Below are 26,567 nucleotides of genomic sequence, written 5' to 3' on the forward strand. Positions count from 1 at the left end.
ATGCTCTGAATTCAAAAACGGGAAGGAAGAAAAATGCGTGTCTATTACGATCGCGACGCCGATCTCAACCTGATCAAGGGCAAGAAGGTCGCCATCATCGGCTATGGCAGCCAGGGCCGGGCGCATGCGCTCAATCTCAAGGATTCTGGCGTTGGGGAAATCGCCATCGGCCTCAAGGCCGGCTCGGCGACCGCCCAAAAAGTCGAGGCCGACGGGCTCAAGGTGATGAGCGTGGCGGAAGCCGCCAAATGGGCCAACCTGATGATGATGGCGACGCCGGACGAGCTGCAGGCCGACATCTACAAATCCGAAATCGCGCCGAACATCCGCGATGGCGCGGCGATCGCCTTTGCCCACGGCCTCAACGTGCACTTTGGCCTGATCGAGCCGAAGGCCTCGGTCGACGTCGTCATGATCGCGCCGAAGGGGCCTGGCCACACGGTGCGCGGCGAATACCAGAAGGGCGGCGGCGTGCCGTGCCTGGTCGCGGTCAACCAGGATGCTTCGGGCAATGCACTTGATCTCGCTCTGTCCTATGCCTGCGGCGTCGGCGGCGGCCGTTCGGGCATCATCGAGACCAATTTCCGCGAGGAATGCGAAACCGATCTGTTCGGCGAGCAGGTTGTCCTGTGCGGCGGCCTGGTCGAGCTGATCCGCGCTGGCTTCGAGACGCTGGTGGAAGCCGGCTACGCGCCGGAAATGGCCTATTTCGAGTGCCTGCACGAAGTCAAGCTGATCGTCGACCTGATCTACGAAGGCGGCATCGCCAACATGAACTACTCGATCTCGAACACCGCCGAATGGGGCGAATATGTTTCGGGCCCGCGCATCATCACCGCCGAGACCAAGGCCGAGATGAAGCGCGTGCTGAAGGATATCCAGACCGGCAAGTTCACCTCGGAATGGATGCAGGAATACCGCGCCGGCATGTCGCGCTTCAAGGGCATCCGCCGCAACAACGACAGCCATCAGATCGAGGAAGTCGGCGCCAAGCTGCGCGCGATGATGCCGTGGATTTCGAAGAACAAATTGGTCGACAAGGCCAAGAACTGATCGAAATCCACGTTCGTTTCCTTGCGCGTCCTCGGGCTTCGCCTTGCGGGCGCGCGGAGATTTCGAAGAACAAGCTGGTCGACAAGGCCAAGAACTGACCGAAATCCGCAATTTAGCACAGGAAAAAGCCGGCGGAGCGCTCCGCCGGCTTTTTACATGAAGGCCGTGTGGTTGGCTGGTTGGAGAACGCGGTTCAGGGGATTTAGCCGTAGTGCCAGGAGGGCTTTGGCTCGGTGCCGGTGAACATCACGCCGATGCGGTTCTCGCGGCGCCAGCGGACCACTGCCTTGTAGGCGATGCCGTCGGTCGGCACATAGAGCAGGAACTCGTCGGGCACGCGAGCGTCGATCGAGACCATCAATTCGGCGCCGCCGTCATGCATGTTGCGCACCGTGCACGTGACCTCGGAATTGGTGATGCCGGTCAGGATCGTCGCGCCCTTGAAGACGCGCTGCCTGCGTTTGTCCCTGTTTTCGTCTTCAGCCATCGCGCATAATCCCTGGTGCGATCGGCAGGATAATTAGGCCCGCCTGATAAACATAGCGTTATCGTCGCGCAGAAAAGGACGCAAAGGACTTCAGAAGAAGTCAGATGAAAAACGGCGCCGCGCGGCGCGGCGCCGTTGGAGTTCATCAGTCGCACCACTCAGCTATAGGGCGACCAGCACTGCTGGCGCGGACCGCCATAGGGCTGGAACGTGTTGTCCCAGGCGCGATAGGACCGGTAGCGGTCGTAGCACCAGCGGACATGGGCACTGGAAAGCCGCTCCGTGCGATACTGACGCCGAGGCGGGTAGTAGCGCGGCTCATAATAGCTCGGCCCACTATAATAGTTGTAGGCGGGCAGCCCGAGACCCAGGCCGAAATAGATCGCGGAATCAGTGAAGTGACGGCGGTGATGACGACGGTGGCGCCAGCGCCGGTCGTCGTGATCACGCCATCTCCAGGCTTCGTCGCGACCGCGCCATCTCCGATCATTGCCACCGCGCCACTCCCGGCCGCCGTGCCGATTGCGCCAGTGCCATTCGCTCCGCCTGTCGTTGCCGCCGGCCCAGCTTTCGCGGACCGGCACAATCTCGGGGGCGACGGCGTTGGCCGGCATCGGCGGCACGGGTTTGGCAATCGGTCCGGCGAACGCGGGGGCCGACAGGCCGGCCATCAGACCCAGAGCCAGCAGCCCGGATCTGACAGAAAAAGAAAAGAGCGGGTTCATTGCACTCTCCAAGAGATCTCAGGCCCCACGCCCGACGATGAAGAATGTCATTCATGCAGCTTCGCGCCTGAACGGAGGATGAACGGAAAGGTTTCGTCAGCCATCGCGGGCAGGGCGGGCCCTTGTTTTCGGCCGCGCTTGTGGGCAAAGGTCACCGCCATGTCGCTGCGCCTCGCCACCTTCAATGTCGAAAACCTGATGAACAGGTTTGATTTTTCCGGATACCGCAACCAGCTCAACGAGGATCGCACGCTGGCGCTCTTCGACATCCAGAGCGAGGCCGAATACAAGATGCTGGAGCAGGCGCGGGCGATCGCGCAATCCGACGATACGCGCCAGCTGACGGCATTGGCCATCGCCGCCACCCGCGCCGACATCATCTGCATGCAGGAGGTCGACAATATCGAGGCGCTGAAGGCTTTCGAACACGGCTATCTGTTCAGGATGGTCGGGCATGGCTACCGCCAGAAATACACCACCGCCGGCAATGATTCGCGCGGCATCGACGTCGCCGTGATGATGCGCAACGAGACCGCGCAGGGCCAGCCGATCGAATTCGTGCGCATGACAAGCCACGCCTATGTCACGTTCGAGCAGTTCGGCCTGCACACGCCGGACCTGGCAGCGTTCGGGCATCAGGCCAACCAGCGCATCTTCCGGCGCGACTGCTTGGAAATCGACCTGACCGTCGGTGGCGTGCCGCTGACGCTCTATCTGGTGCATTTCAAGTCGATGGGCGCGCCCCGCAACGGTCTCGACGGGCGCCAGGCGACGATGCCGCTGCGCATCGCCGAGGCGCAAGCGGTGCGCCGGATCATCGAGGAGCGTTTCGGTGGGGACCACGCCGCCGACAAATACTGGGCGATCTGCGGCGACATGAACGACTATCGGCAGCGCGTGAATATCTCCGGCGACGCCTTTGACGGCTACCGCTTCGAGGTGATCGATGAGAGCCAGTCCTGCCTCAACGTGCTCACCGCCGGCGGCTTTTGCGAGAATGCGGTCGAGCGGCGCCCGGAAATGGACCGTTGGACGTTGTACCATACGCGCGGGCCGCAAGAGCGGCATCTGTGCCAGCTCGACTACATCCTGTTGTCGAAGGCACTGGCAGCCAGGAACGCGACCGCCGTTCCCGACATCATCCGCAACGGCCAGCCCTGGCGCACAATCTTTCCGGCAGGCCAGGAGGTGGACCGGTTTCCGCGTTGCGGCTGGGACCGGCCGAAGGCGTCGGACCACTGTCCTGTGGCGATCACCCTTGAAATGACCTGAGGATCGTTTTCGTTGAGCTTCGACCTGCCGCGCAACTTCATCCTTCCGGTCGACGCCGTCGACGTCAGGCTCGACCCCGGCCCGCATCCGTTCGAACGCGACAATGCGCAAGCGATCGCCGAGAATTGGCGGCGCGAGACCGCAGCCAACCCGGCGCTGTTCGACGGCACCGTGGTGCTGCTTTCGGCGCTCCGCTATCGCGACAGCTGCCTCGTCGGCCGCTGCCATGCGGTGCGCTACTCGACCTTCATGCTTTGGCGCGGCAATCGCCAGGTGGCGGGGGCCGAGCACGCCTATGCCCATGCCATGCTGGTCGCCGGCGACAATGCGCTGGTGGCGATCCGCATGGCGTCGCACACCGTCAATGCCGGTCGCGTCTACTTCGCCGCCGGCTCGTTCGAGCCAACCGATTTCCGCGACGGCCTTGTCGATGTCGACTTCAACATGATCCGCGAGGTGCGGGAAGAAACCGGCCTCGACCTTGCCGGCGCGGCGCGCGGCAGGCGCTACTATGCCCTGTCGACGGCAACCGGCACGGTGATCTTTCGCCGCTATCGCGAGACTGCATCCGCCGACGAGGTCGCGCAGCGCATCAGCGCCTTTGTCGCCACCGAGGCAGAGCCGGAGATCGACGGGCCTGTCATCATCCGCAGTGCCGATGACCTGCCGGACGGGCTGATGCCGCACATGAAGCCACTGATCGAGTGGCATTTTGCCGGCAAGGGATAGTTTGTCGACAGGAGTTTGCCGACAGGGGTTAACGACGCATTTTGTTCTCGATGGTTTTGCGGTCGTTGCGGGCGGCGACGAAAAACAGCATGACGCCGATACCCAGCAGCGCACCCATCGTCGTTCCCATCGTCTGACCGACAACCTGCTGGAAGTCGGCGGTGACATGATCGGGGTTGGCCATGCCATAGCTGGCCAAGTACCACCAAAGCCCCGCCAATGCGGCCTCGATGATCACCGTCACCAAAGCCACCCGCTCTTTCTTGCTCATCCCACTATTCCCCATATCCCCAAGGCGATTGCTAGCACCGCGGGCTGTTCCGCGACAGGGGCAGGGCGACGGCCGCGTCAATATTTTGGGGACATCTGAAGGGCGACGCACGCTGCGCCGCGCTATTCATGCCTCAGCGCGTCGATCGGATCGAGCCGCGCGCCGCGCAGCGCCGGGAAGAAGCCGAACACCATGCCGATCAGCGCCGAGAAGCCGACGGCGAGCAGGATCACCGCCGGGCTTGGCGCAAACGGGATCGCCAGCGTCAGCGAGGCGAGGCCGGCCAGCGCCAGGCCGATCAGGATGCCGATGATGCCGCCGAGCAGCGACAGCACGGTGGCCTCGACCAGGAACTGGATGAGGATGTGCTTTTCATGCGCGCCGATGGCCAGCCTTATGCCGATCTCGCGGGTGCGCTCGGTGACCGACACCAGCATGATGTTCATGATGCCGATGCCGCCGACCAACAGGCTGACGCCGGCGACCGCTCCCAGCATGCCGGTCATCGTCGTGGTGGCGCTCGCCATGGCGTCGGCGATCTGGGTCATGTCGCGTATCGAGAAGTCGTCTTCGCGGTCCGGCGGGATGCGGCGTGCATCGCGCAAGATATCCTCGACGCGCGGCAGCAGCTCGGTGGTCGGCGTCCTGTCGTCGGCGGCGACGTAGATCGAGTCGATGTCGCGGTTGCCGGCGATGCGGCGCTGGTAGGCGGCGAGCGGCATCAGCACGACATTGTCCTGGTCCTGGCCGAAGCCGGTATAGCCTTTTGGCTCGAGCAGGCCGATGATCTTGCACGAGGTGCGGTTGACGCGAATGATCTCGCCTTCGGGGTCGCCGGCGCCGAAGAACTGCTGGCGCACGGTTTCGCCGATCAGGCAGACGCCGGTGCCCGAGCGGATTTCCGAATCGCTGAACGGTCGGCCCGAGATCAGCTTCCAGTCGCGCGCATCGAGATAGGCGCTGTCGGTGCCGGTGACACCCGAGGTCAGGCTTTCGGTGCCGAAGATGACGCGGACCTGCTTTTGCGAGGCGGGCGAGATGGCGCGGGCGCCGCTCAAATGTGCGACAAGCGCGGCAAGTTCCTTGCTGCCGAGCGGACGTGTGGCCTGGTCGAGCCCTCCCGGTCCGCCGGGCCCGGCCGGGCGGCCGGGGCGGACAACGAGCAAATTGCTGCCGAGCTTGGAAATGTCGGCCTTTACCTTTTCGGTGGTGCCCGAGCCGATGGTGAGCATGGCGATGACGGCGGCAACGCCGATGACGATGCCGAGCAGCGTCAGAAACGAGCGCAGCACGTTGCGGCGCACTGAAAGCAGCGAGAGGCGGACGGTTTCCCAGATCATGGTTACACCACCTCAAGGTTCAGGGCATCGGAGGCGACGTGGCCGTCGAGGAAGCGAATTGTGCGCTCGGCATAAGCAGCGACATCGGCCTCGTGGGTGACCATGGCGATGGTCAGGCCAAGCTCGGTGTTCAGCCGCGTCAGCAGCTCCATGATCTCGTGCGTGCGTGCGGTGTCGAGATTGCCGGTCGGTTCGTCGGCGACGAGCAGCGTCGGCCTGGTGACGATGGCGCGTGCGATCGCCACGCGCTGCTGCTGGCCGCCGGAGAGCTCGGCCGGCGTGTGGTGCTCGCGGCCGACAAGGCCGACCTCGGCCAGCGCCTTCATGGCGAGGTCGTGACGCTCGCGGGCGGCGACGCCGCGATAGATCAGCGGCAGTTCGACATTCTCCACCGCGGTGGTGCGCGGCAGGAGATTGTAGCCCTGGAAAACGAAGCCGACATAGAGATTGCGCAGCATGGCGCGGCGGTTGCGGTCGAGGCGGCCAGCATCGATGCCCATGAAGCTGTAGGTTCCGGCCGTCGGTGTGTCGAGGCAGCCGATGATGTTCATCGCCGTCGACTTGCCCGAGCCGGACGGACCCATGATGGCGACGAATTCACCGCTGCGGATGGCAAGATCGACGCCAGCCAGCGCATGCACCGTGGCCTCGCCCTGGCCATAGCTTTTCCAGACCTTGTCGAAGGTGATGAGCAGCGAGCCTGACATGATTTCAGCTCCGCTGCTGCGCGGCGGTGATGACTTGCGCACCTTCTGCGAGACCGGAGGTGATCTCGGTCAGCTCGCCATCGGTGGAGCCGACCTTGACGTTGACCGGCCGGGGCCGACCATTCTCCAGCACGTAGAGCGTGCGCGAGCCGTCGGTGGGCTGCGCCGTCGCCTGGCGCTGGCGGTTGCCGCGTGGACGGCCCATACGGCCCGTGAACAGGTCGCTCAGGCTCCACGCTCGGGCAGCAGATGCCGCCGGCCGGTAGCGGAAAGCCGTCGACGGTACGGTGAGCACGCCTTTTGCCTCTCTGGTGACGACCGAAACGGTGGCAGTCATGCCAGGCCGCAACAGAAGCTCGTTGTTGTCGACCTCGAACCGCGCGTCGTAGGTGACGACGCCGTCGGTGGTGACCGAAGCATAGGAGATGTCGCGGATCTCGGCATCGAACGGCCGCTCGGGAAAGGCGTCGACGGTGAAGCGGGCATGCTGGCCGGGCTTGACCGCGCCGATGTCGGCCTCGTCGACCGCTGCCTTCAATTCCATGTTCCTCAGGTCGGCGGCGATGACGAACAGCACCGGCGCTTGCAGCGAGGAGGCAACCGTCTGGCCGGGATCGACCGAGCGCGTCAGAACGATGCCGTCGATGGGCGCATAGATGGTGCTTTTGGCGAAGTCCGTCTGCTGCGCCTTGAGATCGGCATTGGCGATGGCCAGACTGGCTTTGGCGCTGTCGAGCGCTGCCTTGGAGCGGTCGCGCGTCGCTGTCGCCGCTTCAAGCGACTGGTCAGTCGCCATGCCGCGCTTGGTGAGCGCCGCCGCGCGCACAAGCGCCCTTTCGTTTTCGGTGAGGGTTACGGTGGCGGTCTCGACATTGGCAGCCGCCGCCTTGGCGGAAGCCTCGGCGCGCTCGATCTGCACCTCCAGCTTGGCGGTGTCGAGCGCCGCCAGCACATCGCCCTTCTTCACCTGCTGGTTCTCGTTGACCGCGACCGAGCGGACGACGCCGGACAGTTCGCTCGAAATGTCGACCTGGGTGAGCGGCTGCAGCGTGCCGGTCGCCGATACTTCGACCGTGAGATCGGCGACAGCGGCCGGCACGGTGGTATAGTCGATCTTGGCGGGAGACGCGGCATACCATTGGTACCCCGCCAGGCTTGCGGCGACGACGACCAGCACAAGCAGGCCATAAAGCCAGCCGCGACGCCGTTTCTTCTTCAGACCCAGGCGGTCGAGCCCGAGTGCCGTCTTTATCTCGGAAGTGGATTCCGTCTTTGGCAGATTGACAATCTGGTCCACGCCGGACCCCTATAATACCAGTGATGTCCCAACCGGTGCACTGATCAGGCCGAATGGTTCAAATATCAAATTAAATTTCGCCCATGTTTGGGCCCCTGTTGGGATTGAGGCAGAAGGCTTTCTACAATGCTGACCCGGAATTACTTGCTTTACGACGTGTTCACCACCGACCGGCTGGCCGGCAATCCGCTTGCCGTCGTTCTCGACGGCAAAGGGCTGGGCACGGCGGCGATGCAGGCCATCGCGCGCGAGTTCAACCTGTCGGAAACCGTTTTCGTGCTGCCGCCCGACAATCCCAAGCACCGCGCCCGCATCCGCATCTTCACGCCCGACTATGAGATGCCGTTCGCCGGCCATCCGACGGTGGGCGCTGCGATTGCGCTTGCGGAAATGGCTGGCGATGGCGACACCGCCGGCATTTTTGTGCTGGAAGAAAATATCGGCCCGGTGCGCTGCGCCGTCAGCAAGCACGCCGGCGCCATCTTCGCCGAGTTCGACCTGGCCAAACTGCCGGAGCGGCTGGAATTGTCCGCCGACCCGGAGGCGATCGGGGCGGCACTTGGCCTGGGGCCGCACGAAATCGGCTTCGAAAACCACCGCGTCTCGTTCTGGTCGGCCGGCGTGCCCTACGTAACCATTCCAGTCGCCGATCTGGAGGCGGCGGCGCGGATAAGGCTGGACAACCAGGCGTGGTCGGAATTGGCGCCCCGCAAGAGCGATTGGGCCCTCGCCAGCCCGTATGTCTATTGCCGCGAGACGGTGAACCACGACAGCGCCTTCCATGTCCGCATGATCGTGCCGGGCAATCCATCCTATGAAGATCCGGCGACCGGTTCGGCGGCGGCCGCCTTCGCTGGCGCGATCATGCATTTCGACGGCCCGAGAGAGGGTGTTTCCCAGCGTTGGATCGAACAAGGGCTGGAGATGGGGCGGCCTTCGCGCATCCGCCTCGAACTGAATGTCGAAGGCGGCAAACTGGCCGCCGCCCGCATCGGCGGCCATGCCGTCAAGGTGGCGGAAGGCAAGCTGTTCGTCTGACGATGTGCGGCACTTCAGCGATTTGTCGGGAAATGAATCCGGCAGGGCTGGACATGGCGGATGGCGGCGGCTATATGCCCGCCGACGCTGGTTTTACCGGCGAGTGGGTGCGTAGCTCAGTTGGTAGAGCAGCTGACTCTTAATCAGCGGGTCACAGGTTCGATCCCTGTCGCACCCACCATTTAATCCGCTGATATTGCCCGCTTTTCGCTACTTGGAAGAGTGTTGCGAACATAGCGGTTTCCAATCCTGACGGTTGGTTTCCAATTCGCGTTCGGTTCCAGTTGCAGCCTCAGCCCCAGTTGCAGCCTCAGCCTTTGGGTGGCTTGGACACGTCTTCTTCCGACTTGGGCTTTTCTGGTCCGGTGTTCTCGCCAATACCGGACTTGTGGGCAAAACTATAGAGAAGGCCTGCTGCGACAAGCACCAAAAGCGTGCCGAGTGCCGCCACTTGCCACAGACCGAGCCCGCAGGCCACGCCGATTGCCCCGGAGAGCCACATGCCAGCCCCGGTCGTCAGCCCGTGAACCTCGCCCTTCGAAAACAAAATCGTTCCGGCAGCAAGGAACGCGACGCCGGCGGTAACCGCTTCGACAACACGAATCGGATCGACCCTTACGGAATCCTGCTGAAACATCGGCGCGTGAATAATTTCAATCGTCAGAATACCGAAGGTAGCCGCCGCCACGCAGACCAGGATATGGGTGCGAAGCCCGGCAGGCCGATTTCGCCATTCCCGTTCGAAGCCGATCGCCGCACCGAAGATCGACGCCAGCAGAAGCCTCGCCGCAATAACGGGAAACGGGACGTAAGTCGGATGGCCGAATTCCTGGAGAAGCTGTTGCATGCGTAACCCGGGCTGACCGGCCACAACGTGCTCGGGCCGGCCAAGTTCCCCGGGGCCGCCGTGATCCATCGAGCAATCGGCTGAGACCTGATTCAGGTTGAGGAGATTACTTCTCTGAAACACCAGCCTCGGCAAAGCTTGCCATGCGGGCATGGCATTCGAGCGCGGAGCGGACGATGTTGACGGCGAGGCAGGCGCCGGACCCTTCGCCGAGCCGCATGCCGAGGTCGAGCAGCGGCGGCAGGCCGAGCGCTTCGAGCAGCCGGCGATGGCCGGATTCGGCCGAGACATGGGCGGCAAGCGTGTGGGCGAGACCGGAGGGGTGCAATCTTGCCAAGGGCGCGGCGGCGGCGGTGCAGACGAAGCCGTCGAGCAGCACCGGCACGCCTGAATGGCGCGCGGCCAGCGTCGCACCGAAAATGGCGGCGAGTTCGCGCCCGCCAAGGGCTGCCGCGATCCCCAGCGGGTCGGCAAGGGCCTCGGCGTGGCGCTTGAGGCCGGCTTCGATGGCGGTGATCTTGCGCACCAGGCCGGCATCGTCGACGCCGGTGCCGCGCCCGGCCCATTTTTCCGCGCCGCCGCCAAAAAGGGCGGCCGAGATGGCTGCCGCCGGCGTGGTGTTGCCGATACCCATTTCGCCGAAACAGACGAGGTCGAGGTCTTTGGTCACCGCGCCGTAGCCGGCCGAGACGGCAGCGAGGAAGGCTTCGCCGTCCATTGCCGGCACTTGCGTGAAATCGCCGGTCGGACGGTCGAGGTCGAGCGGAATAACGTCGAGTTCGGCGCCGGCGATGCGGGCAAGCTGGTTGATGGCGGCGCCGCCGCCGGCGAAATTCGCCACCATCTGCACGGTGACTTCTGACGGGAAGGCCGACACGCCCTGTGCGGTGACGCCGTGGTTGCCGGCAAAGACGAAAACTTTTACGCGATCGAGCTGCGGCATGTCGCGGCCCTGCCAGCGGGCGAGCCAGGCGGCTATGGTTTCCAACCGGCCGAGGCTGCCTTGCGGCTTGGTCAGCGTGTCCTGGCGGCGGGCGACAGCATTTGCCGCGGCGTCGCTGCCGGCAGGCAGATCGAGGCAGGCTGCGCGCAATTCATCAAGCGATTTGAAAGGCATGGGGGAAAAATCTCCGAAACAGAGTCAGGAAAGGAAAACGGAAGCAACGAGCAGGATTGCGATCTCGCCAGACTGCTGCAGCGCGCCGACCGTATCGCCGGTCTGGCCGCCGATCTGGCTGCGGCACAGCTCGCGGAAGGCGGCAAACAACAGGCCGAGCAGGATAAGCGCGGCGACCGCGCCACCGAAGCCTAGCGCCAGCAGCGCGACGGCGCCGAGCACGGCGCCGGCAATGGCGGTTTCGGCCGACACGGTGCCTGCATCGGCCGAGAGGCCGTCGCTGCGCGCCGGCGGCAACAGATGCATGAAAGCGCCGAACAAGCCGCGCGAGGCGGCATGCGCGGCAATCAGAGCCCAGAACATCTGGGCCGGGCCGGCGAATTCCGAAAGCACGCTCCAGCGGATCAGCAGCGACAGGGCGAGCGCGCAGGCGCCATAGGCGCCGATGCGGCTGTCGCGCATGATCTCCAGTTTTTTCTCGCGTGTCCTGCCGCCGCCAAAGCCGTCGGCGACATCCGAAAGCCCGTCTTCATGCATGCAGCCGGTGGCGAGCAAGGTCGCGGCAAGGGCGAGGGCTGCTGCCGGGTCGGCGGCAAGACCGAGCCAGGTCCCGACCGCGTAAACCAAGCCGCCGATCAGAGCGACGGCGAGGCCGGCAACGGGCGCCGCCCAGATCGCGGCAGCAAGGCTGCGGTCGCGAAAATCGACGACCGGCAGCGGCAGCCGGGTGAAGAAGACGACGCAGAGCGCGATGTCATCGAGCGCCTGGCGAAGCGAAGGGGGCATGTTCTCGAGTTTGAGCATGATCTATTCCGAAAACCGGTTCCCACTTTTCGCTGGCGCGGACCTCCGGTTCGGGATCATGCTCTAGCCTCTCGCAATGGCATGGAAGAATGTGCCGCTGACATGGCCGCGGCGGTAACCGGAGGCGCCGAGCGGATTGCCCTGGCCGTCAGCGAGGTCGGCCAAGGGTTCGTCACTGCCGGTGGCAATCATCTGCGCATAGTGGAATTCGTGGCCGCGGATCAGCGCGCCTCGGTCCCCCAGCGGACAATCGGCGCGCAGCCGCGCCTCTCGGTAGCCGAGGTTCATCTTTCGCTTGGCAAAGCTGGTCGAGTGACCGAGCAGGCCGAGCATCGCGTGCGTCTCGCCCGATGCGTCCTCCAGCGCTTTGCCGAGCACCATGAAGCCGCCGCACTCGCCATGCACCGGCCGTGTTGCCGCAAACGCCTCGATGCCGGCCCTGAAATTCGCAGCCGCCGCGAGCCGGCCGGCGTGAAGCTCGGGATAGCCGCCAGGCAGCCAGCAGACATCGCAATTTTCGCCGGGCGCTTCGTCGGCAAGCGGCGAGAAGCGGATGATTTCAGCCCCTGCCTTGCGCCAATGCGCGGCGACATGCGGATAGAGGAAGGTGAAGGCGGCATCCTCTGCCAGTGCGATGCGTTGTCCGGGCGGTGGCAGCGCGTCTTCGAAACTGCCGGTAGCGGGTGCGAAAGGCGCCGCCAGCGCCATGATGGCGTCGAGATCGAGCGAGCGTTCGACCATGTCGGCCAGCCGGTCGAGATGCGCCATCAGATTCTCATATTCGCCGGCCTGGACGAGGCCGAGATGCCGCTCCGGCAGGTTGAGCGAGGGATCGCGCAGAATCGCGCCGACCACCGGCAGGCCGATCGCCTCGATCGCGTCGCCGCAGAGACGGCGGTGGCGCTCGCTGCCCAGCCGGTTGAGCACGACGCCGGCCATGCGCACATCGGGGTCATAGCTGGCAAAACCCTTGGCGACGGCTGCCGCCGTGGTCGACTGTCCGGAAACGTCGAGCACCAGCAGCACCGGCAGGCCGTACAGCCGTGCGAGATCGGCCGCCGAGCCGGTGCGGCCCGGAGCAGCCGGAATCCCGTCGAACAGGCCCATGGCGCTTTCGAGGAAGATGAAATCGGCATCTTCAGTTGCGTCGCCGGCCAGCGCGTTGAGCAAAGCAGGCGGCATCGCCCAGCTGTCGAGATTGACGCCGGAAAGGCCTGTCGCGGCGGTGTGGAAACCTGGGTCGATATAATCGGGGCCGGATTTGGCGCCGCGCACCTTGAGGCCGCGCCGGGCAAGCGCGCGCAGGATACCGATGGTGACGCTGGTCTTGCCCGAGCCTGAGCGCGGCGCGCCGATGATGATCGCGCGGGTCATGGCTCGCCCGCCAATGCCGCGCGCATCGCGACGATGCCGCCGACGACGATCAGCGCCGGCGCGGTCAACCCGGCGGCGGCCGCCTCCTCGGCAATGGTGGCAAGCGTGGCGACGACGATGCGCTCCTGCGGCGTCGTCGCGGCGACGATCACTGCAGCAGGCGTCGAAGGCGGCAGACCGCCGCCAAGCAGCGAGGCTGATATCAGCGGCAGATTGGCCATGCCCATATAGACGACGACCGGCTGGCCGGTGCGGGCGATTGCCGCCCAGTCGAGGTCGTCGTCGGTGCCGGCGGCGTGGCCGGTGGCCAGGATCACCGCCTTGTTGATGCCGCGCATGGTGGCCGGGATGCCGGCCCCGGCAAGCGCGCTGAGGCCCGAAGTCAGGCCGGACAGCACGCGGAACGGGATGTTTTGGCGCGCCAGCGCCAGCGCCTCTTCGCCGCCGCGGCCGAAAATATAGGGGTCGCCGCCTTTCAGCCTGACGACGCGGCGGCCCTCGCGCGCCAGCCGCACCAGCAAAGCGGTGATGTCGTCCTGTTTCATCGACGGTTGGCCGCCACGCTTGCCGGCGTAAAAAAGCTCGGCGCCCGCGGCGACGGCGACGATATCGGGAGAGACCAGTGCGTCGTAGACGAGGGCATCGCACTGCCCAAGTGCGGCCAGCACTTCCAGCGTCAGGCAGCCGGGATCGCCGGGGCCGGCGCCGGCCAGCCAGACATGGCCGGGCTCAAGCTGGCGCGGCTTGAAGTTGAGCCGGGCTAAAGCCTGTTCGATCGTGGTGTTTCCACCGCTGTTTCCGGTGCCGTCGTTCACAATCCGTCCCGTCCGCGAAAACGCCGCTGGTAGTGGGCGTCGTAAAGTGAGCTCTCGCCAAAGTTTTCCGCTGCCAGCGAGCGGCCGACAAAGATGATTGCCGTGCGCTCCATCGGATCGGCGGCCAGTTGCGCCTCGATCGTCGCCAGCGTGCCGGTCAGCACGCGCTCGTCCGGCCAGGAGGCACGGAAGACGACCGCTACCGGGCAATCGGCGCCATAGAACGGCGTCAGCTCGGCGACGATGCGGTCGACGGCGTGGATGGCAAGATGAATGGCGAGCGTCGCGCCGGTGCGGCCGAAGCCGGCCAGGGTTTCGCCAGGCGGCATTTTGGACGCGCGGCCGGAGATGCGGGTCAGCACCAGGCTTTGCGCGACTTCGGGAATGGTCAGCTCGCGGCGAAGCGCTGCCGCGGCAGCCGCGAAGGAGGGCACGCCCGGCGTCAGCGTATAGGCGATGCCGTGCTTCTCCAGTCGGCGGATCTGCTCGGCGACGGCGCTCCACACCGACAGGTCGCCGGAATGCAGGCGGGAGATATCGTGGCCGGCCTGGTGGGCCGCCACATATTCCGCTTCGATCTCGTCGAGCGACATCGGCGCGGTGTCGATCAGCTTCGTGCCGGGCGCGCAGTGCCGCAACAATTCCGGGGCGACGATCGAGCCGGCATAGAGGCAGACCGGGCAGCTTGCCAGCAGCCGGCTGCCGCGCAAGGTGATGAGGTCGGCCGCGCCGGGACCGGCGCCGATGAAGTGGACGGTCATGCGGCGTCTCCGCTGATGGCGATGGCGCAGGTGACCGGGCCAAGCACGGTGCGCGGCCCGAGCAGTTTTGCGCCTTTGCCCGCGGCAGCAAGCGCCGAGGCTTCGGAAACCGACGGCGTGCCGGCACGCGCCTGCGACAGGTCGGAACGGCTGAGCAAAGCGGCCCCCTCATCCGGCCCTTCGGGCCACCTTCTCCCCGCTGGGGAGAAGAGACTGGCGCCAGCGTGCGTGATCTCCTCTCCCCTCGGGGAGAGGTCGGCCGAGCGAAGCGGAGGCCGGGTGAGGGGGAGCGACGGTTCAGAGCCAGCAACATCCACCACTATGACCGGGAGATCGAGTTTACGGCCGGCATCAAGAATGGCCACTTCGCTGCGTTTGAATTCGGTCGTCGCCAAGGCAGACAGTGCCGTCATCGCCAGCCCATGAACTTCAAGCGCGGCTTCTATTGCCGCAAGAACGTCTTGCACATTCACGCCCTTGCGGCTGCCGATGCCCGCGACCATCATGGCTTGACCCAGCTCCATTGGGTGACCGGCATGGCCGGCCGCCAGGCCTGCATCGAGCCAACCGGCGAAGCGCGGGATAGTGCGATGCGGGTGAGATCGCCGCCGAGCGACGCGTGACGGGCGAGCAGCAGCGCCTCCATCTCCAGCGTCACCGCATTGGCGACCAGCCGGCCGCCAGAAGGCAGAGCCTCGATGGCCGTTTCCAGCACGCCGGTATCGCTGCCGCCGCCGCCGATGAAGATCGCGTCCGGCGTCTCCAATCCGGCGAGCGCCTGCGGCGCCGAGCCTTCGACCACGGCAAGACCGGGCACGCCGCCGGCGGAACCGTTGCGGCGGATGCGGGCGGCGCGGGTTGGATCGGCCTCGATGGCGATGGCGCGCATCGTCGGATGGGCGAGCATCCATTCGATGCCGATCGAGCCGGAGCCGGCGCCGATGTCCCACAGCAATTCGCCGCGCCTGGGAGCGAGGGCCGACAGGGTGATGGCGCGCACTTCGCGCTTGGTGATCTGGCCATCATGCTCGAACAAATGATCGGCAAGGCCCGATGTCAGCGGCAGGATGCGTGCTTCCGATGGTGAGTCAACTTCGACCGCCAGAACGTTGAGCGGATTGATTTTTTGCAGGTCGAAGGCGTCTGCGCGCACCGAGCGCAGCCTTTCGTTCGGGCCGCCCAGCGCCTCAAGTGCCGTCATCTGCGAGACGCCGAAGCCGAGTTCGGCCAGCAGGCGCGCAATCGTTGCTGGTGCATCGCCGTCCGAGGTCAGCGCAAGGATGCGGCTGCCCGGATGCAGCAACGGCCGGATCAGGTCGAGCGGGCGGCCGTGCAGCGAAATGGTTTCGATATCCTGCAGCGCCCAGCCGAGGCGGGCGGCGGCCAGCGAGAAGGCAGAAGCGGCGGGAATCACCTGCATCTCCTGGGCAGGAATTTTGCGAGCAAGGGTGACGCCGACCCCATGGAAGAACGGATCGCCCGACGCCAGCACGCAGACGCGTCTGCCGGAAAGCGCCAGCACCTCGCGCATCTCGGCATCGAAAGGGGTCGGCCAGGCACGGGCCTCGCCTTTGGTGAGCGATGAGACGAGCGCAAGGTGGCGCGTGCCGCCGAAGACGAATTCGGCTTCGGCGATCAGCCGCTTGGCCTCGTCGCCGAGACCCGCTACACCGTCCTCGCCGATGCCGACGATTGTGAGCCATCTTGGTGTTGGCTGTTTATTGTTTGACATGCCGCGCCGCCCCTCATCCGCCTGCCGGCACCTTCTCCCCGTATAGTGACGGGGAGAAGGGAACTGGCCGCAACGCTGGCGTCCCCCTCTCCCCGTCCTTCACGGGGAGAGGGTAAGGGTGAGGGGCTGCTCGGCGTGGCCTGACGTGGTGCCAATGAAGCGCATTCTGATCCTCGGCGGAACCACCGAAGCCCGGCAACTGGCGGGCAAGCTGGCCGCGCGCGCCGATGTCTCGCTCACGCTGTCGCTGGCCGGCCGCACCGAAAATCCCGTCGCGCAAGGTGTGCCGACGAGGGTAGGCGGTTTCGGCGGCGCCGACGGGTTGGCTGCTTTTCTTCACGAGACCCGCATCGACCTGCTGGTCGACGCCACGCATCCCTATGCGGCGCAAATCTCCGCCAATGCCGCGGCAGCGGCGCATGAGGCTGGCGTGCCGATCGTCGCGCTCAGGCGCCCGGGCTGGGAGCCGGCCGAAGGTGACCGCTGGACGCTGGTCGACAGCGTCGCCAGCGCGGTGACGGCGCTGGCCACTGCGCCGCGCCGCGTTTTCCTGGCGCTTGGCCGGCAGGAGGTTGCCGCCTTCGGGGCGGCGCCCCAGCATCATTATCTGATCCGCAGCGTCGACCCGGTCGAGCCAAGGCTCGCTGTGCCCGACGCGGCCTATCTCCTGGCGCGCGGGCCGTTCCGGGAAGCCGACGAACGTGCACTGCTTCTGGAACACCGCATCGATGTCATCGTGTCCAAGAACAGCGGCGGCGAGGCGACCTACGCCAAGATCGCCGCAGCGCGGGCGCTCGGCGTCGAGGTGGTCATGATCCGCAGGCCGACGCTGCCGGACGTTGCGTCGGCCGAAACCGTCGAAGCCCTTGCCGCGATGGTCGATCATTTTCTTGGGCCCGCCGCCGAACGCGGCGTGTAGACCAGCGCCGGTCTTTCGCCGCGCTTGATGATCCTGGTTTCCGGCGAGCCGATAATGATGCAGGTCGCCATGTCGGCCTTTTCCGCATCGGCGTCCGCCAGCAGAACAACCTCGATGCGCTCGTCGGGACGGCCGGCGGCACGGCCGAAGACGACCGGTGTGGTGCCCGGCAGGATCGCAGTCAGGCATTCGAAGGCGCGGCCAAGCTGCCAGGGGCGCGCCTTGCTGATCGGATTGTAGAGCGCGATGACGAAGCCAGCGCCGGCCGCAGCCAGCAGCCGCAATTCGATGAGCTCCCATGGCTTTAGATTGTCGGACAACGAGATGGCGCAGAAATCATGGCCAAGCGGTGCGCCGATGCGGGCCGCGACCGCGAGCATGGCGGTGATGCCGGGCAGCATCGAAACGTCAACGGCACGCCATTCGGCCGGGCCGGCCTCGATCGCCTCGCAGACGGCTGCCGCCATGGCAAAGACGCCGGGGTCGCCGCCCGAGACAACGGCGACATCATGGCCCTGCGCAGCCATCGCCAGCGCGTCCTTGGCGCGGGACAGCTCCTCGCGATTGTCGGAGGCGACGCGGGTCTGGTCCAGGCGCAGGTCGAGCCGGTCGAGATACGGCTTGTAGCCGTAGAAGAATCTTGCCTCGGCGACGGCGCGGCTTGCTTCCGGCGTCACCTGGTCGGCATTGCCGGGCCCAAGGCCGACAACGGTCAGGCGGCCGCTCATGTTTCGGCTCCCGATGCGGCGGCCCGGCCGGACCAGCCGGCGACCAGCACGATGGCGAAGTAGGGCGCGTTGTCGCCCTGCTTGTCGGCCAGCCGCATCGAAACGCTGCCCGGCATGGTGCCGCGCTCGACATAGACGGCACGCGCCAGCTTGTCGGTCGCCGCCAGCGCGCGCCTGATCTTGGGCAGGTTGCGGCCAACCTTCATGATGACGGCGGCATCGGTGTCGGCGAGGCGGCGCGTCAGTTCGAATTCGCTCATCGTGCCCGGCAGCACGGTCAATACATCGTCGCCCTGGACGATCGGCGTTCCGGTCGCCGACCAGCAGCCGGACATGGCGGTGACGCCGGGAATGACCTCTGTTGGAAAGCGGTGCGCCAGCCTGACATGCAGGTGCATGTAGGAGCCGTAGAACAGCGGGTCGCCTTCCGAAAGCACCGCGACCATCCTGCCGGCGCTGAGATGCTCGGCGACCTTTTCGGCCGACTCCTCGTAGAAATCCGCTATCTGCGACCGGTAATCGCTGTGATCCTTGTCGATTTCGGTGGTCACGGGATAGAGCAGCGGCAACTCGATCAAATCAGGACGAAAATGCGCGCCGACGATGGCGCGCGCATTGCTGTTGTTGCCGCGCTTGGCGAAATGCGCAACGACGTCGGCCTCGGCCAGCGCGCGCACGGCCTTGAGCGTCAGCAGCTCGGGGTCGCCGGGACCGGTGCCGACGCCAACAAGCCGGCCTTTTGCAATCGCGTTCACAGGCCCGGCCTCGCCAATGCGTTGAGGGCAGCCGCGGTCATGGCGCTGCCGCCCAGCCTGCCGCGCACGATCGCGTAGGGAACGCCGTAGGAATTCTCGGCCAGCGCGTCCTTCGATTCGGCAGCACCGACGAAACCGACCGGCATGCCGATGATAACAGCCGGTTTCGGCGCACCGTCGCGCAGTCTTTCCAGCAGGTAGAAAAGTGCGGTCGGCGCATTGCCGATGGCGACGACCGAGCCGGCCATGCGCTCGCCCCACAATTCAATGGCTGCGGCCGAACGGGTGTTGCCGATCTTTTTCGCTATGTCGGACGTCCGCGGGTCGCGCAGCGTGCAGATCACCTCGTTACCGGCCGGCAGCCGGGCGCGGGTGACACCGTGCGAGACCATCTCGGCATCGCAGAAGATCGGCGCGCCGGCTGCCAGCGCCGTGCGAGCGGCGGCAACAAAAGCTTGCGAAAAAACAAAGTTCTGCGCGGCCTCGACCTGGCCGCAGGCATGAATCATGCGGATGGCGACATCGGTTTCGGCATGGGAAAAGCGCGACAGGTCGGCCTCGGCGCGAATGATGGCGAAGGAACGCTCATAGATCGCCGTGCCGTCATGGATGTAGTCGTAGGGGGCGGGCATGTTCATTCCTGTCGGTAGGGTTCGGTGACACCGGCCGCGCCAAGCCTTGTCAGGCAGGCGGCGGTGGTCTCGCCTCGAAATCGTGCTTCGCGGATCGCTGCGGCAATGCGGCCAACGCCGCGCGCGGCGTCATAGCCTGGCCTGTATCCGGCAGGAAGGGCCTTTGCCGTCCCGTCCACGACAAGTCCGGCTCCGTTATCGCCGCCGACCAGTGTCAGCGCCGCCCGGCCGGGATGGGCGCAGCCCTTGGCGCAGCCGGAAATGTGCAGGGTGACGGAGGCATCGAGGAGGTCGCGGTTTTCGGCGGCGACGGTCTCGGCGATGTCGCGCGCGGCGATCCGGCCGGAGGCGCAGGCCGGCGCACCGGGGCAAGCGCAGATTTTCGTGCGCGGGTCGGCAGCATCGATGACGAAGCCGAGGGTGGCGGCGGCCTGCTGGAGCGCGTGGCAGGCGGTCGGGGTAAGGCCGATGAAAAGCAGCGCGCGGTGTGGCGCCAGGCGAATTTCGGCCGCGCCAAGGGTGAGGGCGTGTTGCGTGAGACCGATGAATTTTTGCGCCGGCATGCTGCCGAAGGGCAGGCCGATGCCGAGGGCGGCCGTGTTGCTGGCGAGAGGAAAGAGGCCGATCGGCGAAGGTATTGGTTTGGACAATTTGACAGGCAGGCGATCCTGCGCACCCCCCTCTGTCCTGCCGGACATCTCCCCCGCAAGGAGGGAGATCGGCAGTTCCGACGCCGCCGCTCGTCCTGCAAGGCCAGTGATTGGCGAAAGCGGTGATGAGAGCTCAATCTCCCCCCTTGCGGGGGAGATGTCCGGCAGGACAGAGGGGGGTGTGAAGGAATGCCAGCTTGCGAGGGATACTAACTGCCTCTCCGTCAAATCCCTTGCATGGGCATCGCGGCCCTTTTCGGCGACCATCCTCAGCATCGCGATGGCGATATCGCGCGCCGCATCGTCTCCCACCGTCGCGAGCGGCTTCGCATTCTGCCCATCACCCGCAACAGACATCTGCCACCTGATTCCCGCATTGGTGTGCGTTGCAGCCAGCCGCACATCGGCTGTCACCACATCCATAGCCAACTGTCCACCGCCGTCGACAATGACAGAAACCTTCGGGCCAAGGCGCTGTGCCAGCCCGGCTTCGTCAATCGCTTTTCGAATCCGCTCCGCCAATGGGCGCGGATCGGCAACTTCTTGCGGATCCAGCCCGGCCAGCGGTCCGGTCTCGACCGGCACGCCGGTGCGCACTGCGATGCCGAGCGCGTCGACCTCCATTGCCAGCAGCCGGGCGCTTGCCGATGTCAGGCCGCGGATCTGCAGGCTGCCACGCGCGGTCACTTCCATGATGCCGTTGCCATGCCGCAAGGCGGATTCACCGAGCCCGATCAAGGATTTCGGCGAGAGTCCTCCAGCGACCGGGTTGAGCCGCACCAGAAGCCCGTCGCCGGTCTGCATCGGCGCGGACAAAGCAGGGCAGGCGCCGCGTCGGGAGAAGGCGTTCATGCCGCCACCCCCAGCGCGCGGGCTTCGGCGATCAGGGCGGCGAGGTCGTCGTCGACGGAATTGCGCAGCGGGTGCCAGAGACCGCGCCGCCGCGCCGACAAAAAACGCTCGGCGATGATTTTCGCGGCCGCCGGATTTTCGCGCAGGATGAAGGCGCGCACCTCGGGATCGCCGAGATAGGCGTCGTGCACGGCCTCGATCAGCGTGCCCGGTATGGCATGGGTGGTCTCGGCGAAACCGACGAGACGGTCGACGGTCTCGGCGAATTCCGACGCGCCGCGCGGCCCGTGCCGCATCTGGCCGGCAATGAAGCGCGGGTTGACGGCGCGGGCGCGAACCACCCGAGATACGGCTTCTCCAAGCGAGCGCGGCTTCGGCTTTTGCGGATCCGTGGTGTCGAGGACGATGACGTCGGCGTTCTTGCCAAGCGCTGCAAGCGCCGCCGAAAAACCACCGATGAAGGCGACATCGGCAGAGCCTTCCAAAATGTCGCGGCCGGGGTCGTCTCCGGTATGGACGAGAAGGTCGGCCTCGGCGATACGATCCTCGAAGGCGCCGGGCGCTGAAATCGCTTCGCCCTCGGCGCCGCCATAGGCATGCGAGGTGGCGTCGAGATAGGCGCGACCGATTTCTTCGCGCGCCGCCCAGTCGCCGCTCGACAGCAACGCCTCGATACCGGCGCCGTAGGTGCCGGGCGAGGTGCCGAAAATGCGCGGGCTGACCTTGCCATCGGCGCGGGTCTTTGCGGCGAGCGGGTTTTCCGTCGCGTCCTCGTTGCGGGCGGCGACGGCGTTGGCGGCCGCATCGATCAGGGCGATCTGGGTCGGGAACATGTCGCGGAACAGGCCTGAGATGCGCCAGGTTACATCGACGCGCGGACGGCCAAGGGTGGCCGGCGGCAGCACTTCGATGCCGGTGACGCGGCCGGTGGCGCCATCCCATTGCGGCCGGCAGCCCATCAGCGCCAGGCCTTGCGCGATCTCTTCGCCGCCGGTGCGCAGCGAGGCCGAGCCCCAGAGGTCGATGACCAGCGAGCGCGGCCAGTCGCCATGCGCCTGCATGTAGCTGCGCAAGACCTCGTCGGACGCCGCCCTGCCGAGATCGAAGGATGTCGGCGTCGGCATGGTGCGAGGATCCGATGTGAACAGGTTACGGCCAGTCGGCAGCACATCGCGCCGGCCACGCGCCGGTGCGCCGGCAGGACCGGCAGCGACATGGCGGCCGTCGAGGGCCGCGATCAATGCTGACTTCTCGGCTGCTGCACTTTGCTTGCGCAGCGGATCGGCCTCGCCTTCAGGCGAGCGGCCGTAGATGTGCAGCCCATCCTTGATGGCGAAGTCCTTGAGGTCGCAGAGCCAGGCGTCGATGCGGCGCAGCGCTTCGTCGGGCGCGTCGGTTCCGGCGACGCCGGCCTCGGAGGCGAGACCGGTCTTTTCAGCGGTTTCGACGATCAGCCTCGCCAGGCGGTCGCGGCGGCGGCGGTCGAGCCCGTCAGCCTGGGCATATTCGTCGACCAGCCGCTCGAGCTGGTGCTGGTTCTCGTCCAGACCGGCGCCGGTCAGCGGCGGCGGCAAATGGCCGAGGGTGATGGCGGCAATGCGCCGCTTGGCCTGCGCTGCCTCTCCCGGGTTGGAGACGATGAAGGGATAGATGACGGGTAATGCGCCTGTGACGATCTCGGGAAAACAGGATTCGCTGAGCGCCACGGTCTTGCCGGGCAGCCATTCCAGCGTGCCATGGGCGCCGACATGGACGAGGGCATGGACGCCGACCGTCTTGCGCAGCCACAGGCCAAAGGCGATCAGCGCATGGCGCGGCGGCAAGGTCGGGTCGTGATAGTCGGCGCGACGGTCGACCGAGCGCCCGCGGTCGGGGGCAAGTGCTACGGTGATGTTGCCGAAGGTGGCGGCGCGGAAGGGGAATTGTTTTTGGCCATCAAGTCGCGAAGGCTGGCGTTCTGTCGCGCCCCCCTCTGTCCTGCCGGACATCTCCCTCACTTGGGGGGAGATTGGCGGCTCCATTGCCGGCTCTCTTCCTGCAGCGTTGGAAATTGGCGAAAGCAGATATGAGGGCGCAATCTCCCCCCAAGTGGGGGAGATGTCCGGCAGGACAGAGGGGGGTGCCAAGCACCAACCTGTCTCATCTGCCGCATTCCCCCACGCGGCCTCTACCGCAGCGATGGCCGCCGGCGGCAATTCCTTCGAGAAGGTCAGATACTCCTTCAACCTCAACCCTTCGCCACCACGCTCCAGCATCTCCAGCAACGCGCGCGGCGTTTGCGGAATCCCTTCAACGACGTAGCCCTGTTCGCTCAGATCGTGCAGCATCGCCAGCACGCTGGACGGCACGTCGAGGCCGACGGCGTAGCCGGTGCGGCCGGGGGCGCTCGGATAGTCGGGGATCAGGATGGCGAGCTTGCGTTTTTCGCGCGGCGTGCGCTGCAGGCGCACGAACGCCTCGACACGGTTCGCCACCTGCGCGAGCCGGTCCGGCTCCGGCCGATTGGCGAAGGCGCGGAAGGCCAATGCGGGATCGACCTCGCTTTCGCCCTTGAAGGAAACGGCGCCGGCAAGGATGCGGCCGTCGAGTTCCGGCAGGACGACATGCATGGCGAGGTCGGCGGGCGCCAGGCCGCGCTGGTTGTCTTGCCAGATATCGCGGCGTGTCGTCGCGACGATGACCTGAAAAACAGGAACGCCGGCGCGGTCGAACAGGGTTTCGACGCCGGGCTCGGCGCCCGAGGCGAAGGCGGTCGCGGTGATGATGGCGGCCGGCTTCAGCGCGGCAAGCGCGGTCTCGACAAAGGCGAGCGATGCCGGGTCCTTGAGGCTGGAGACGAAGATCGGCACGGGGGCCATGCCGCGCTGCCGCAGCGCTTCAAAAAGCGCGTCGATCGGCGCGACATCGGCGGCGAGCAGCATCGAGCGGTAGAAGAGGATGGGGATGATGCCGACATAGTCATTATCGGCGTCGAGCTCCGTCCCACCCCCCTCTGTCCTGCCGGACATCTCCCCCGCAAGGGGGGAGTTTGTGCCGCCATCGATGCTTTCGCCAATCGCAGATATTGAAGATAGCTCCGACGATGTAGGAAATGCGCCGGTGTTGGTGACGGCCGATCTCCCCCCTTGCGGGGGAGATGTCCGGCAGGACAGAGGGGGGTGTGACCGAACGCCGACATTCGAAAGGTCCCGCCTCTCTACGATGCCGCGTCCCGGCTCATAAAATCCCGCCTTCGGCACGACAACCGGCTCCGCGACCGCCACATCTGATCCGGCGAGACTTGCCAGCCTCTGCACCAGCGCCGTCATATTCTCCGGGCCGCCTTCGCGGAAATAGCCGAGCAGGCCGTCGAGCTCCTGGCGCGGCAGCGTCGAGCCTTCGATCAGCCGCAAATCCTCGTCGCGGCATTCGCCGGGCAGCAGCGCCAGTTTTATGCCGTGCGCGCGGGCGGTCGAGGCGAGCTGGTCGCAGCCGTAGCGCCACCAGTCGTAACCGCCGAGGATGCGAACCAGAACAACCCTGGCGTGCCGGGCGACACTGTCGATCCACAGGTCGACGGACATCGGATGGCGCAGATCGCGCAAGGCGGCCAGCCGCATCGACGGCAGCCGATCCGCGTCTGCCTGCCATGCCGCCGCCAGCCCGGCCAGATCGCTGTCGGTGAAGGACAGCGCCACGACATCCGCAGGCGTCTGCCCGAGATCGACAGGCTCGGCAAGATCGTCGAGCGAGGCGGATGTGGTGGTGAGGATGTGCATCGCGGCTCGTGCCTGAGGTCAGCCGGCGAGAATACGCTCGATGGCCGGGCGGTTCAGCCCTTTCAGGCCGATGACGACGAGGCGCGAGCGGCGGTCGTCGTCGGCAGTCCAGGCGCGGTCGTAGTAGTGGTTGACGCGCGGCCCGACAGCCTGCAGCAACAATCGCATCGGCTTGCCGCCGACCTCGACGAAGCCTTTTACGCGCAGCACGTTTTCTTCCTCCGCCGCCGTGGCGACACGCAAAGCCAGCTCATCGGGATTGGCGATCGAGGGAATATCGATGACGAACGAGTCGAAATCGTCATGCTCGTGATCGAGCTCGTCGTCGTGGTGCGTCTTGCGGTTCTCGATGTCGTCCTCGACGGCAAGGCCGAGGCCGAGCAGCACGGAGGGATCGACCTTGCCCTGCGAGGCCGGCACGATCTTCACCGCGCGGGCGGCGTGCTCGCCGATGACGGCATTGGCGCGGGCCGAGCCGGCGGCGTCCATCAGGTCGCTCTTCGACAATATGATCAGGTCGGCGCAGGCGAGCTGGTCCTCGAACACCTCCTCGACCGGATCGTCGTGGTCGAGCGTCTCGTCCTGCGCGCGCTGCGCCTGCAGGGCGTCCATGTCGTTGGCAACGCGGCCTTCGGCCAGCGCCGGTCCGTCGACCACGGCAATGACGCCGTCGACCGTCACCCTGCTCTTCACCGTCGGCCACTGGAAGGCCTGGACCAGCGGCTTGGGCAGGGCCAGCCCGGAGGTTTCGATCAGGATATGGTCGACCCTGGGCGTCAGCGACAGGATCTGGTCGAGCGCCGGGACGAAATCGTCGGCGACGGTGCAGCAGATGCAGCCATTGGCCAGTTCGACGATGTTTTCCTCAGGGCAGGTGTCGATGCCGCATCCCTTAAGAATCTCGCCGTCGATGCCGATGTCGCCGAACTCGTTGACGATGATGGCCAGCCGCTTGCCGCCGGCGTTTTCGAGCAGATGGCGGATCAGCGTCGTCTTGCCGGCGCCGAGGAAGCCGGTGACGACGGTGCAGGGCACGCGGGAGACGGAAGTGGTCATATCTGGTCCTTCAAAAGGTCGAGGGGTGGGATGCGGGCAACGAGGCCGCGCTTCAGGCAATCGGGGCGGCCGCGCCATGGGATGAGGCCGTCGGTCGAGGTGGCGAAGAGTTTTGCGCCGGTGATGAGATCGGCGCCGCTGGTCGCGGTCAGGTCGCCGAAGACATAGCTCCAGCAGCCGTCGCGCAGGATAGCGGCGCTGAGCCGGCGCTTGCAGTTGCCGAGGCATTCGACGCTGCGGATACGGATATTTTCGCCAGAGGCGGCGCGGCGCGTGTCTTCGGCCAACAATTCGCCGGCGCGAGGATGGCCGTCGGAGCCGGTCTCGTCACGGCAGGAGGCGCAGACGATCACGGTGACGTCGGCCAGAGCATCATCATCGCCGGACAATACGCCCGCTGTCTCAGCCGAAAAACTGCTGTCGCGTTCCAAATCAGGCTCCTTGCCCGGAAAACCCGCCAGGCGATCGGATTTTTATGTCCTAGACGGCAGGTCTCCTGGCTCGCGGGTCATCGCCTTGGTGCCGCCTTCCCGGGATTTTCCCAGTGGTTATCGGCCTTGGCTCGTCGCTTACAGTTGCGGGGACAGCCGCGGATTTGAAATCGAGATTTCGCACCGCATTCCCTCTTGGCTCCTCCCTTTGCCGAGAGGAGACCGTCTGAACCGGATTTAGGCTTGTGGAGGCAGTCGTGTCAACGCACGTCTACGACGCGGCGAGGGAAACGCTTCAGAGCAATTTTCGATGTCGGCGCTGCCCCTCATCCGCCTGCCGGTGTCCAGTTGATAGATGGGTAACACTTTGAACCGGATACATGGGTTACAGTTTTCCCCCTGTAGTGTCCGCCGCAG

At 65.8% G+C, this 26,567-nt stretch carries 26 protein-coding genes, 1 tRNA gene and 1 riboswitch; of the genes, 6 read left to right on the forward strand and 21 right to left on the reverse strand.

Annotated elements, in window-relative coordinates:
- Positions 1-33: 33 nt before the first annotated feature.
- On the forward strand, positions 34-1,053 hold the full coding sequence (ilvC, locus tag AC0L2V_RS11850; RefSeq protein ID WP_473520138.1) for a ketol-acid reductoisomerase: 1,020 nt from the start codon (positions 34-36) through the stop codon (positions 1,051-1,053).
- Between the two features lie 202 nt (positions 1,054-1,255).
- Here the strand turns inward: ilvC and AC0L2V_RS11855 are convergent, their stop codons facing one another.
- A complete protein-coding gene (locus AC0L2V_RS11855; protein WP_473509022.1) occupies positions 1,256-1,540 on the reverse strand; it encodes a PilZ domain-containing protein in 285 nt (94 codons plus the stop codon).
- Between the two features lie 158 nt (positions 1,541-1,698).
- Positions 1,699-2,265, reverse strand: coding sequence for a BA14K family protein (locus AC0L2V_RS11860; RefSeq protein WP_473520139.1), 567 nt, complete (start codon positions 2,263-2,265; stop codon positions 1,699-1,701).
- A 159-nt stretch (positions 2,266-2,424) separates the two neighbouring features.
- Between AC0L2V_RS11860 and AC0L2V_RS11865 the strand changes: the two genes are divergently transcribed.
- Both AC0L2V_RS11865 and AC0L2V_RS11870 read left to right on the forward strand, forming a co-directional pair.
- Entirely contained in the window at positions 2,425-3,537 is a 1,113-nt protein-coding gene (locus AC0L2V_RS11865) for an endonuclease/exonuclease/phosphatase family protein (RefSeq protein ID WP_473509018.1), read from the forward strand.
- 12 nt (positions 3,538-3,549) lie between these two features.
- A complete protein-coding gene (locus AC0L2V_RS11870) occupies positions 3,550-4,266 on the forward strand; it encodes a hypothetical protein (RefSeq protein WP_473509016.1) in 717 nt (238 codons plus the stop codon).
- 28 nt (positions 4,267-4,294) lie between these two features.
- On the opposite strand, the gene AC0L2V_RS11875 is transcribed toward AC0L2V_RS11870, so the two are convergent.
- From AC0L2V_RS11875 to AC0L2V_RS11890, 4 genes are all read right to left on the reverse strand, one after another.
- Complete coding sequence (locus tag AC0L2V_RS11875) at positions 4,295-4,537, reverse strand: hypothetical protein (protein WP_473520140.1); 243 nt, start codon at positions 4,535-4,537, stop codon at positions 4,295-4,297.
- 122 nt (positions 4,538-4,659) lie between these two features.
- Entirely contained in the window at positions 4,660-5,877 is a 1,218-nt protein-coding gene (locus tag AC0L2V_RS11880; protein WP_287327693.1) for an ABC transporter permease, read from the reverse strand.
- A 2-nt stretch (positions 5,878-5,879) separates the two neighbouring features.
- Positions 5,880-6,584 carry an ABC transporter ATP-binding protein gene (locus tag AC0L2V_RS11885; protein WP_473509010.1) on the reverse strand — a complete coding sequence of 235 codons (705 nt, stop codon included), beginning with the start codon at positions 6,582-6,584 and terminating at the stop codon, positions 5,880-5,882.
- Between the two features lie 4 nt (positions 6,585-6,588).
- Positions 6,589-7,881: an efflux RND transporter periplasmic adaptor subunit gene (locus AC0L2V_RS11890; RefSeq protein WP_473509008.1), complete on the reverse strand. Its 1,293-nt coding sequence runs from the start codon at positions 7,879-7,881 to the stop codon at positions 6,589-6,591.
- 126 nt (positions 7,882-8,007) lie between these two features.
- On the opposite strand from AC0L2V_RS11890, the gene AC0L2V_RS11895 reads away from it, so the two are divergent.
- Both AC0L2V_RS11895 and AC0L2V_RS11900 read left to right on the forward strand, forming a co-directional pair.
- Positions 8,008-8,919, forward strand: a complete 912-nt coding sequence (locus tag AC0L2V_RS11895) for a PhzF family phenazine biosynthesis protein (protein WP_473520141.1) — start codon at positions 8,008-8,010, stop codon at positions 8,917-8,919.
- A gap of 105 nt (positions 8,920-9,024) precedes the next feature.
- Positions 9,025-9,100: transfer RNA gene (locus AC0L2V_RS11900), tRNA-Lys, on the forward strand.
- 129 nt (positions 9,101-9,229) lie between these two features.
- Here the strand turns inward: AC0L2V_RS11900 and AC0L2V_RS11905 are convergent.
- The 8 genes from AC0L2V_RS11905 to cbiE all read right to left on the reverse strand — a co-directional run bounded on the left by AC0L2V_RS11905 (position 9,230) and on the right by cbiE (position 16,369).
- Positions 9,230-9,766 carry an MgtC/SapB family protein gene (locus AC0L2V_RS11905; protein WP_473520160.1) on the reverse strand — a complete coding sequence of 179 codons (537 nt, stop codon included), beginning with the start codon at positions 9,764-9,766 and terminating at the stop codon, positions 9,230-9,232.
- A gap of 106 nt (positions 9,767-9,872) precedes the next feature.
- Complete coding sequence (gene cobT, locus AC0L2V_RS11910) at positions 9,873-10,883, reverse strand: nicotinate-nucleotide--dimethylbenzimidazole phosphoribosyltransferase (RefSeq protein WP_473520142.1); 1,011 nt, start codon at positions 10,881-10,883, stop codon at positions 9,873-9,875.
- Positions 10,884-10,907: 24 nt separating this feature from the next.
- The gene (gene cobS, locus AC0L2V_RS11915; RefSeq protein ID WP_473509001.1) at positions 10,908-11,687 is read right to left on the reverse strand and encodes an adenosylcobinamide-GDP ribazoletransferase; all 780 of its coding nucleotides are present in this window, start codon (positions 11,685-11,687) and stop codon (positions 10,908-10,910) included.
- 63 nt (positions 11,688-11,750) lie between these two features.
- Positions 11,751-13,061 carry a cobyrinate a,c-diamide synthase gene (locus AC0L2V_RS11920; RefSeq protein WP_473508999.1) on the reverse strand — a complete coding sequence of 437 codons (1,311 nt, stop codon included), beginning with the start codon at positions 13,059-13,061 and terminating at the stop codon, positions 11,751-11,753.
- Positions 13,058-13,876: a uroporphyrinogen-III C-methyltransferase gene (cobA, locus tag AC0L2V_RS11925; RefSeq protein WP_473508997.1), complete on the reverse strand. Its 819-nt coding sequence runs from the start codon at positions 13,874-13,876 to the stop codon at positions 13,058-13,060. Before cobA ends, AC0L2V_RS11920 begins: the two co-directional genes overlap by 4 nt.
- Complete coding sequence (gene cobM, locus AC0L2V_RS11930) at positions 13,873-14,637, reverse strand: precorrin-4 C(11)-methyltransferase (RefSeq protein ID WP_473520143.1); 765 nt, start codon at positions 14,635-14,637, stop codon at positions 13,873-13,875. Before cobM ends, cobA begins: the two co-directional genes overlap by 4 nt.
- The gene (locus AC0L2V_RS11935; RefSeq protein ID WP_473508994.1) at positions 14,634-15,143 is read right to left on the reverse strand and encodes a cobalamin biosynthesis protein; all 510 of its coding nucleotides are present in this window, start codon (positions 15,141-15,143) and stop codon (positions 14,634-14,636) included. The genes cobM and AC0L2V_RS11935 overlap by 4 nt, the downstream gene beginning before the upstream one ends.
- Positions 15,140-16,369 (reverse strand): precorrin-6y C5,15-methyltransferase (decarboxylating) subunit CbiE, encoded by a 1,230-nt coding sequence (gene cbiE / locus AC0L2V_RS11940; RefSeq protein ID WP_473520144.1) that lies wholly within the window; start codon positions 16,367-16,369, stop codon positions 15,140-15,142. The genes AC0L2V_RS11935 and cbiE overlap by 4 nt, the downstream gene beginning before the upstream one ends.
- Before the next feature lie 154 nt (positions 16,370-16,523).
- Here cbiE and AC0L2V_RS11945 point away from each other — a divergent pair, with 154 nt between their 5' ends.
- The gene (locus AC0L2V_RS11945; RefSeq protein WP_473520145.1) at positions 16,524-17,288 is read left to right on the forward strand and encodes a cobalt-precorrin-6A reductase; all 765 of its coding nucleotides are present in this window, start codon (positions 16,524-16,526) and stop codon (positions 17,286-17,288) included.
- On the opposite strand, the gene AC0L2V_RS11950 is transcribed toward AC0L2V_RS11945, so the two are convergent.
- From AC0L2V_RS11950 to AC0L2V_RS11980, 7 genes are read right to left on the reverse strand one after another with little or no spacing between them, the layout of a single operon-like run.
- Positions 17,252-18,016 carry a precorrin-3B C(17)-methyltransferase gene (locus AC0L2V_RS11950; protein WP_473520146.1) on the reverse strand — a complete coding sequence of 255 codons (765 nt, stop codon included), beginning with the start codon at positions 18,014-18,016 and terminating at the stop codon, positions 17,252-17,254. The genes AC0L2V_RS11945 and AC0L2V_RS11950 overlap by 37 nt on opposite strands.
- The gene (locus AC0L2V_RS11955; RefSeq protein WP_473520147.1) at positions 18,013-18,771 is read right to left on the reverse strand and encodes a precorrin-2 C(20)-methyltransferase; all 759 of its coding nucleotides are present in this window, start codon (positions 18,769-18,771) and stop codon (positions 18,013-18,015) included. Before AC0L2V_RS11955 ends, AC0L2V_RS11950 begins: the two co-directional genes overlap by 4 nt.
- A complete protein-coding gene (locus tag AC0L2V_RS11960) occupies positions 18,768-19,409 on the reverse strand; it encodes a precorrin-8X methylmutase (RefSeq protein WP_473520148.1) in 642 nt (213 codons plus the stop codon). The genes AC0L2V_RS11955 and AC0L2V_RS11960 overlap by 4 nt, the downstream gene beginning before the upstream one ends.
- Positions 19,406-20,905, reverse strand: a complete 1,500-nt coding sequence (gene cobG, locus AC0L2V_RS11965; RefSeq protein WP_473520149.1) for a precorrin-3B synthase — start codon at positions 20,903-20,905, stop codon at positions 19,406-19,408. Before cobG ends, AC0L2V_RS11960 begins: the two co-directional genes overlap by 4 nt.
- Positions 20,902-24,663, reverse strand: coding sequence for a cobaltochelatase subunit CobN (locus tag AC0L2V_RS11970; protein WP_473520150.1), 3,762 nt, complete (start codon positions 24,661-24,663; stop codon positions 20,902-20,904). Before AC0L2V_RS11970 ends, cobG begins: the two co-directional genes overlap by 4 nt.
- Positions 24,664-24,681: 18 nt before the next feature.
- Positions 24,682-25,719 (reverse strand): cobalamin biosynthesis protein CobW, encoded by a 1,038-nt coding sequence (cobW, locus tag AC0L2V_RS11975; RefSeq protein ID WP_473520151.1) that lies wholly within the window; start codon positions 25,717-25,719, stop codon positions 24,682-24,684.
- Complete coding sequence (locus AC0L2V_RS11980; RefSeq protein ID WP_287056179.1) at positions 25,716-26,150, reverse strand: DUF1636 family protein; 435 nt, start codon at positions 26,148-26,150, stop codon at positions 25,716-25,718. The genes cobW and AC0L2V_RS11980 overlap by 4 nt, the downstream gene beginning before the upstream one ends.
- Positions 26,151-26,188: 38 nt before the next feature.
- Positions 26,189-26,392: riboswitch (cobalamin riboswitch) on the reverse strand.
- Positions 26,393-26,567: the final 175 nt, after the last annotated feature.

It is taken from the genome of Mesorhizobium sp. WSM4814 (assembly GCF_055811595.1).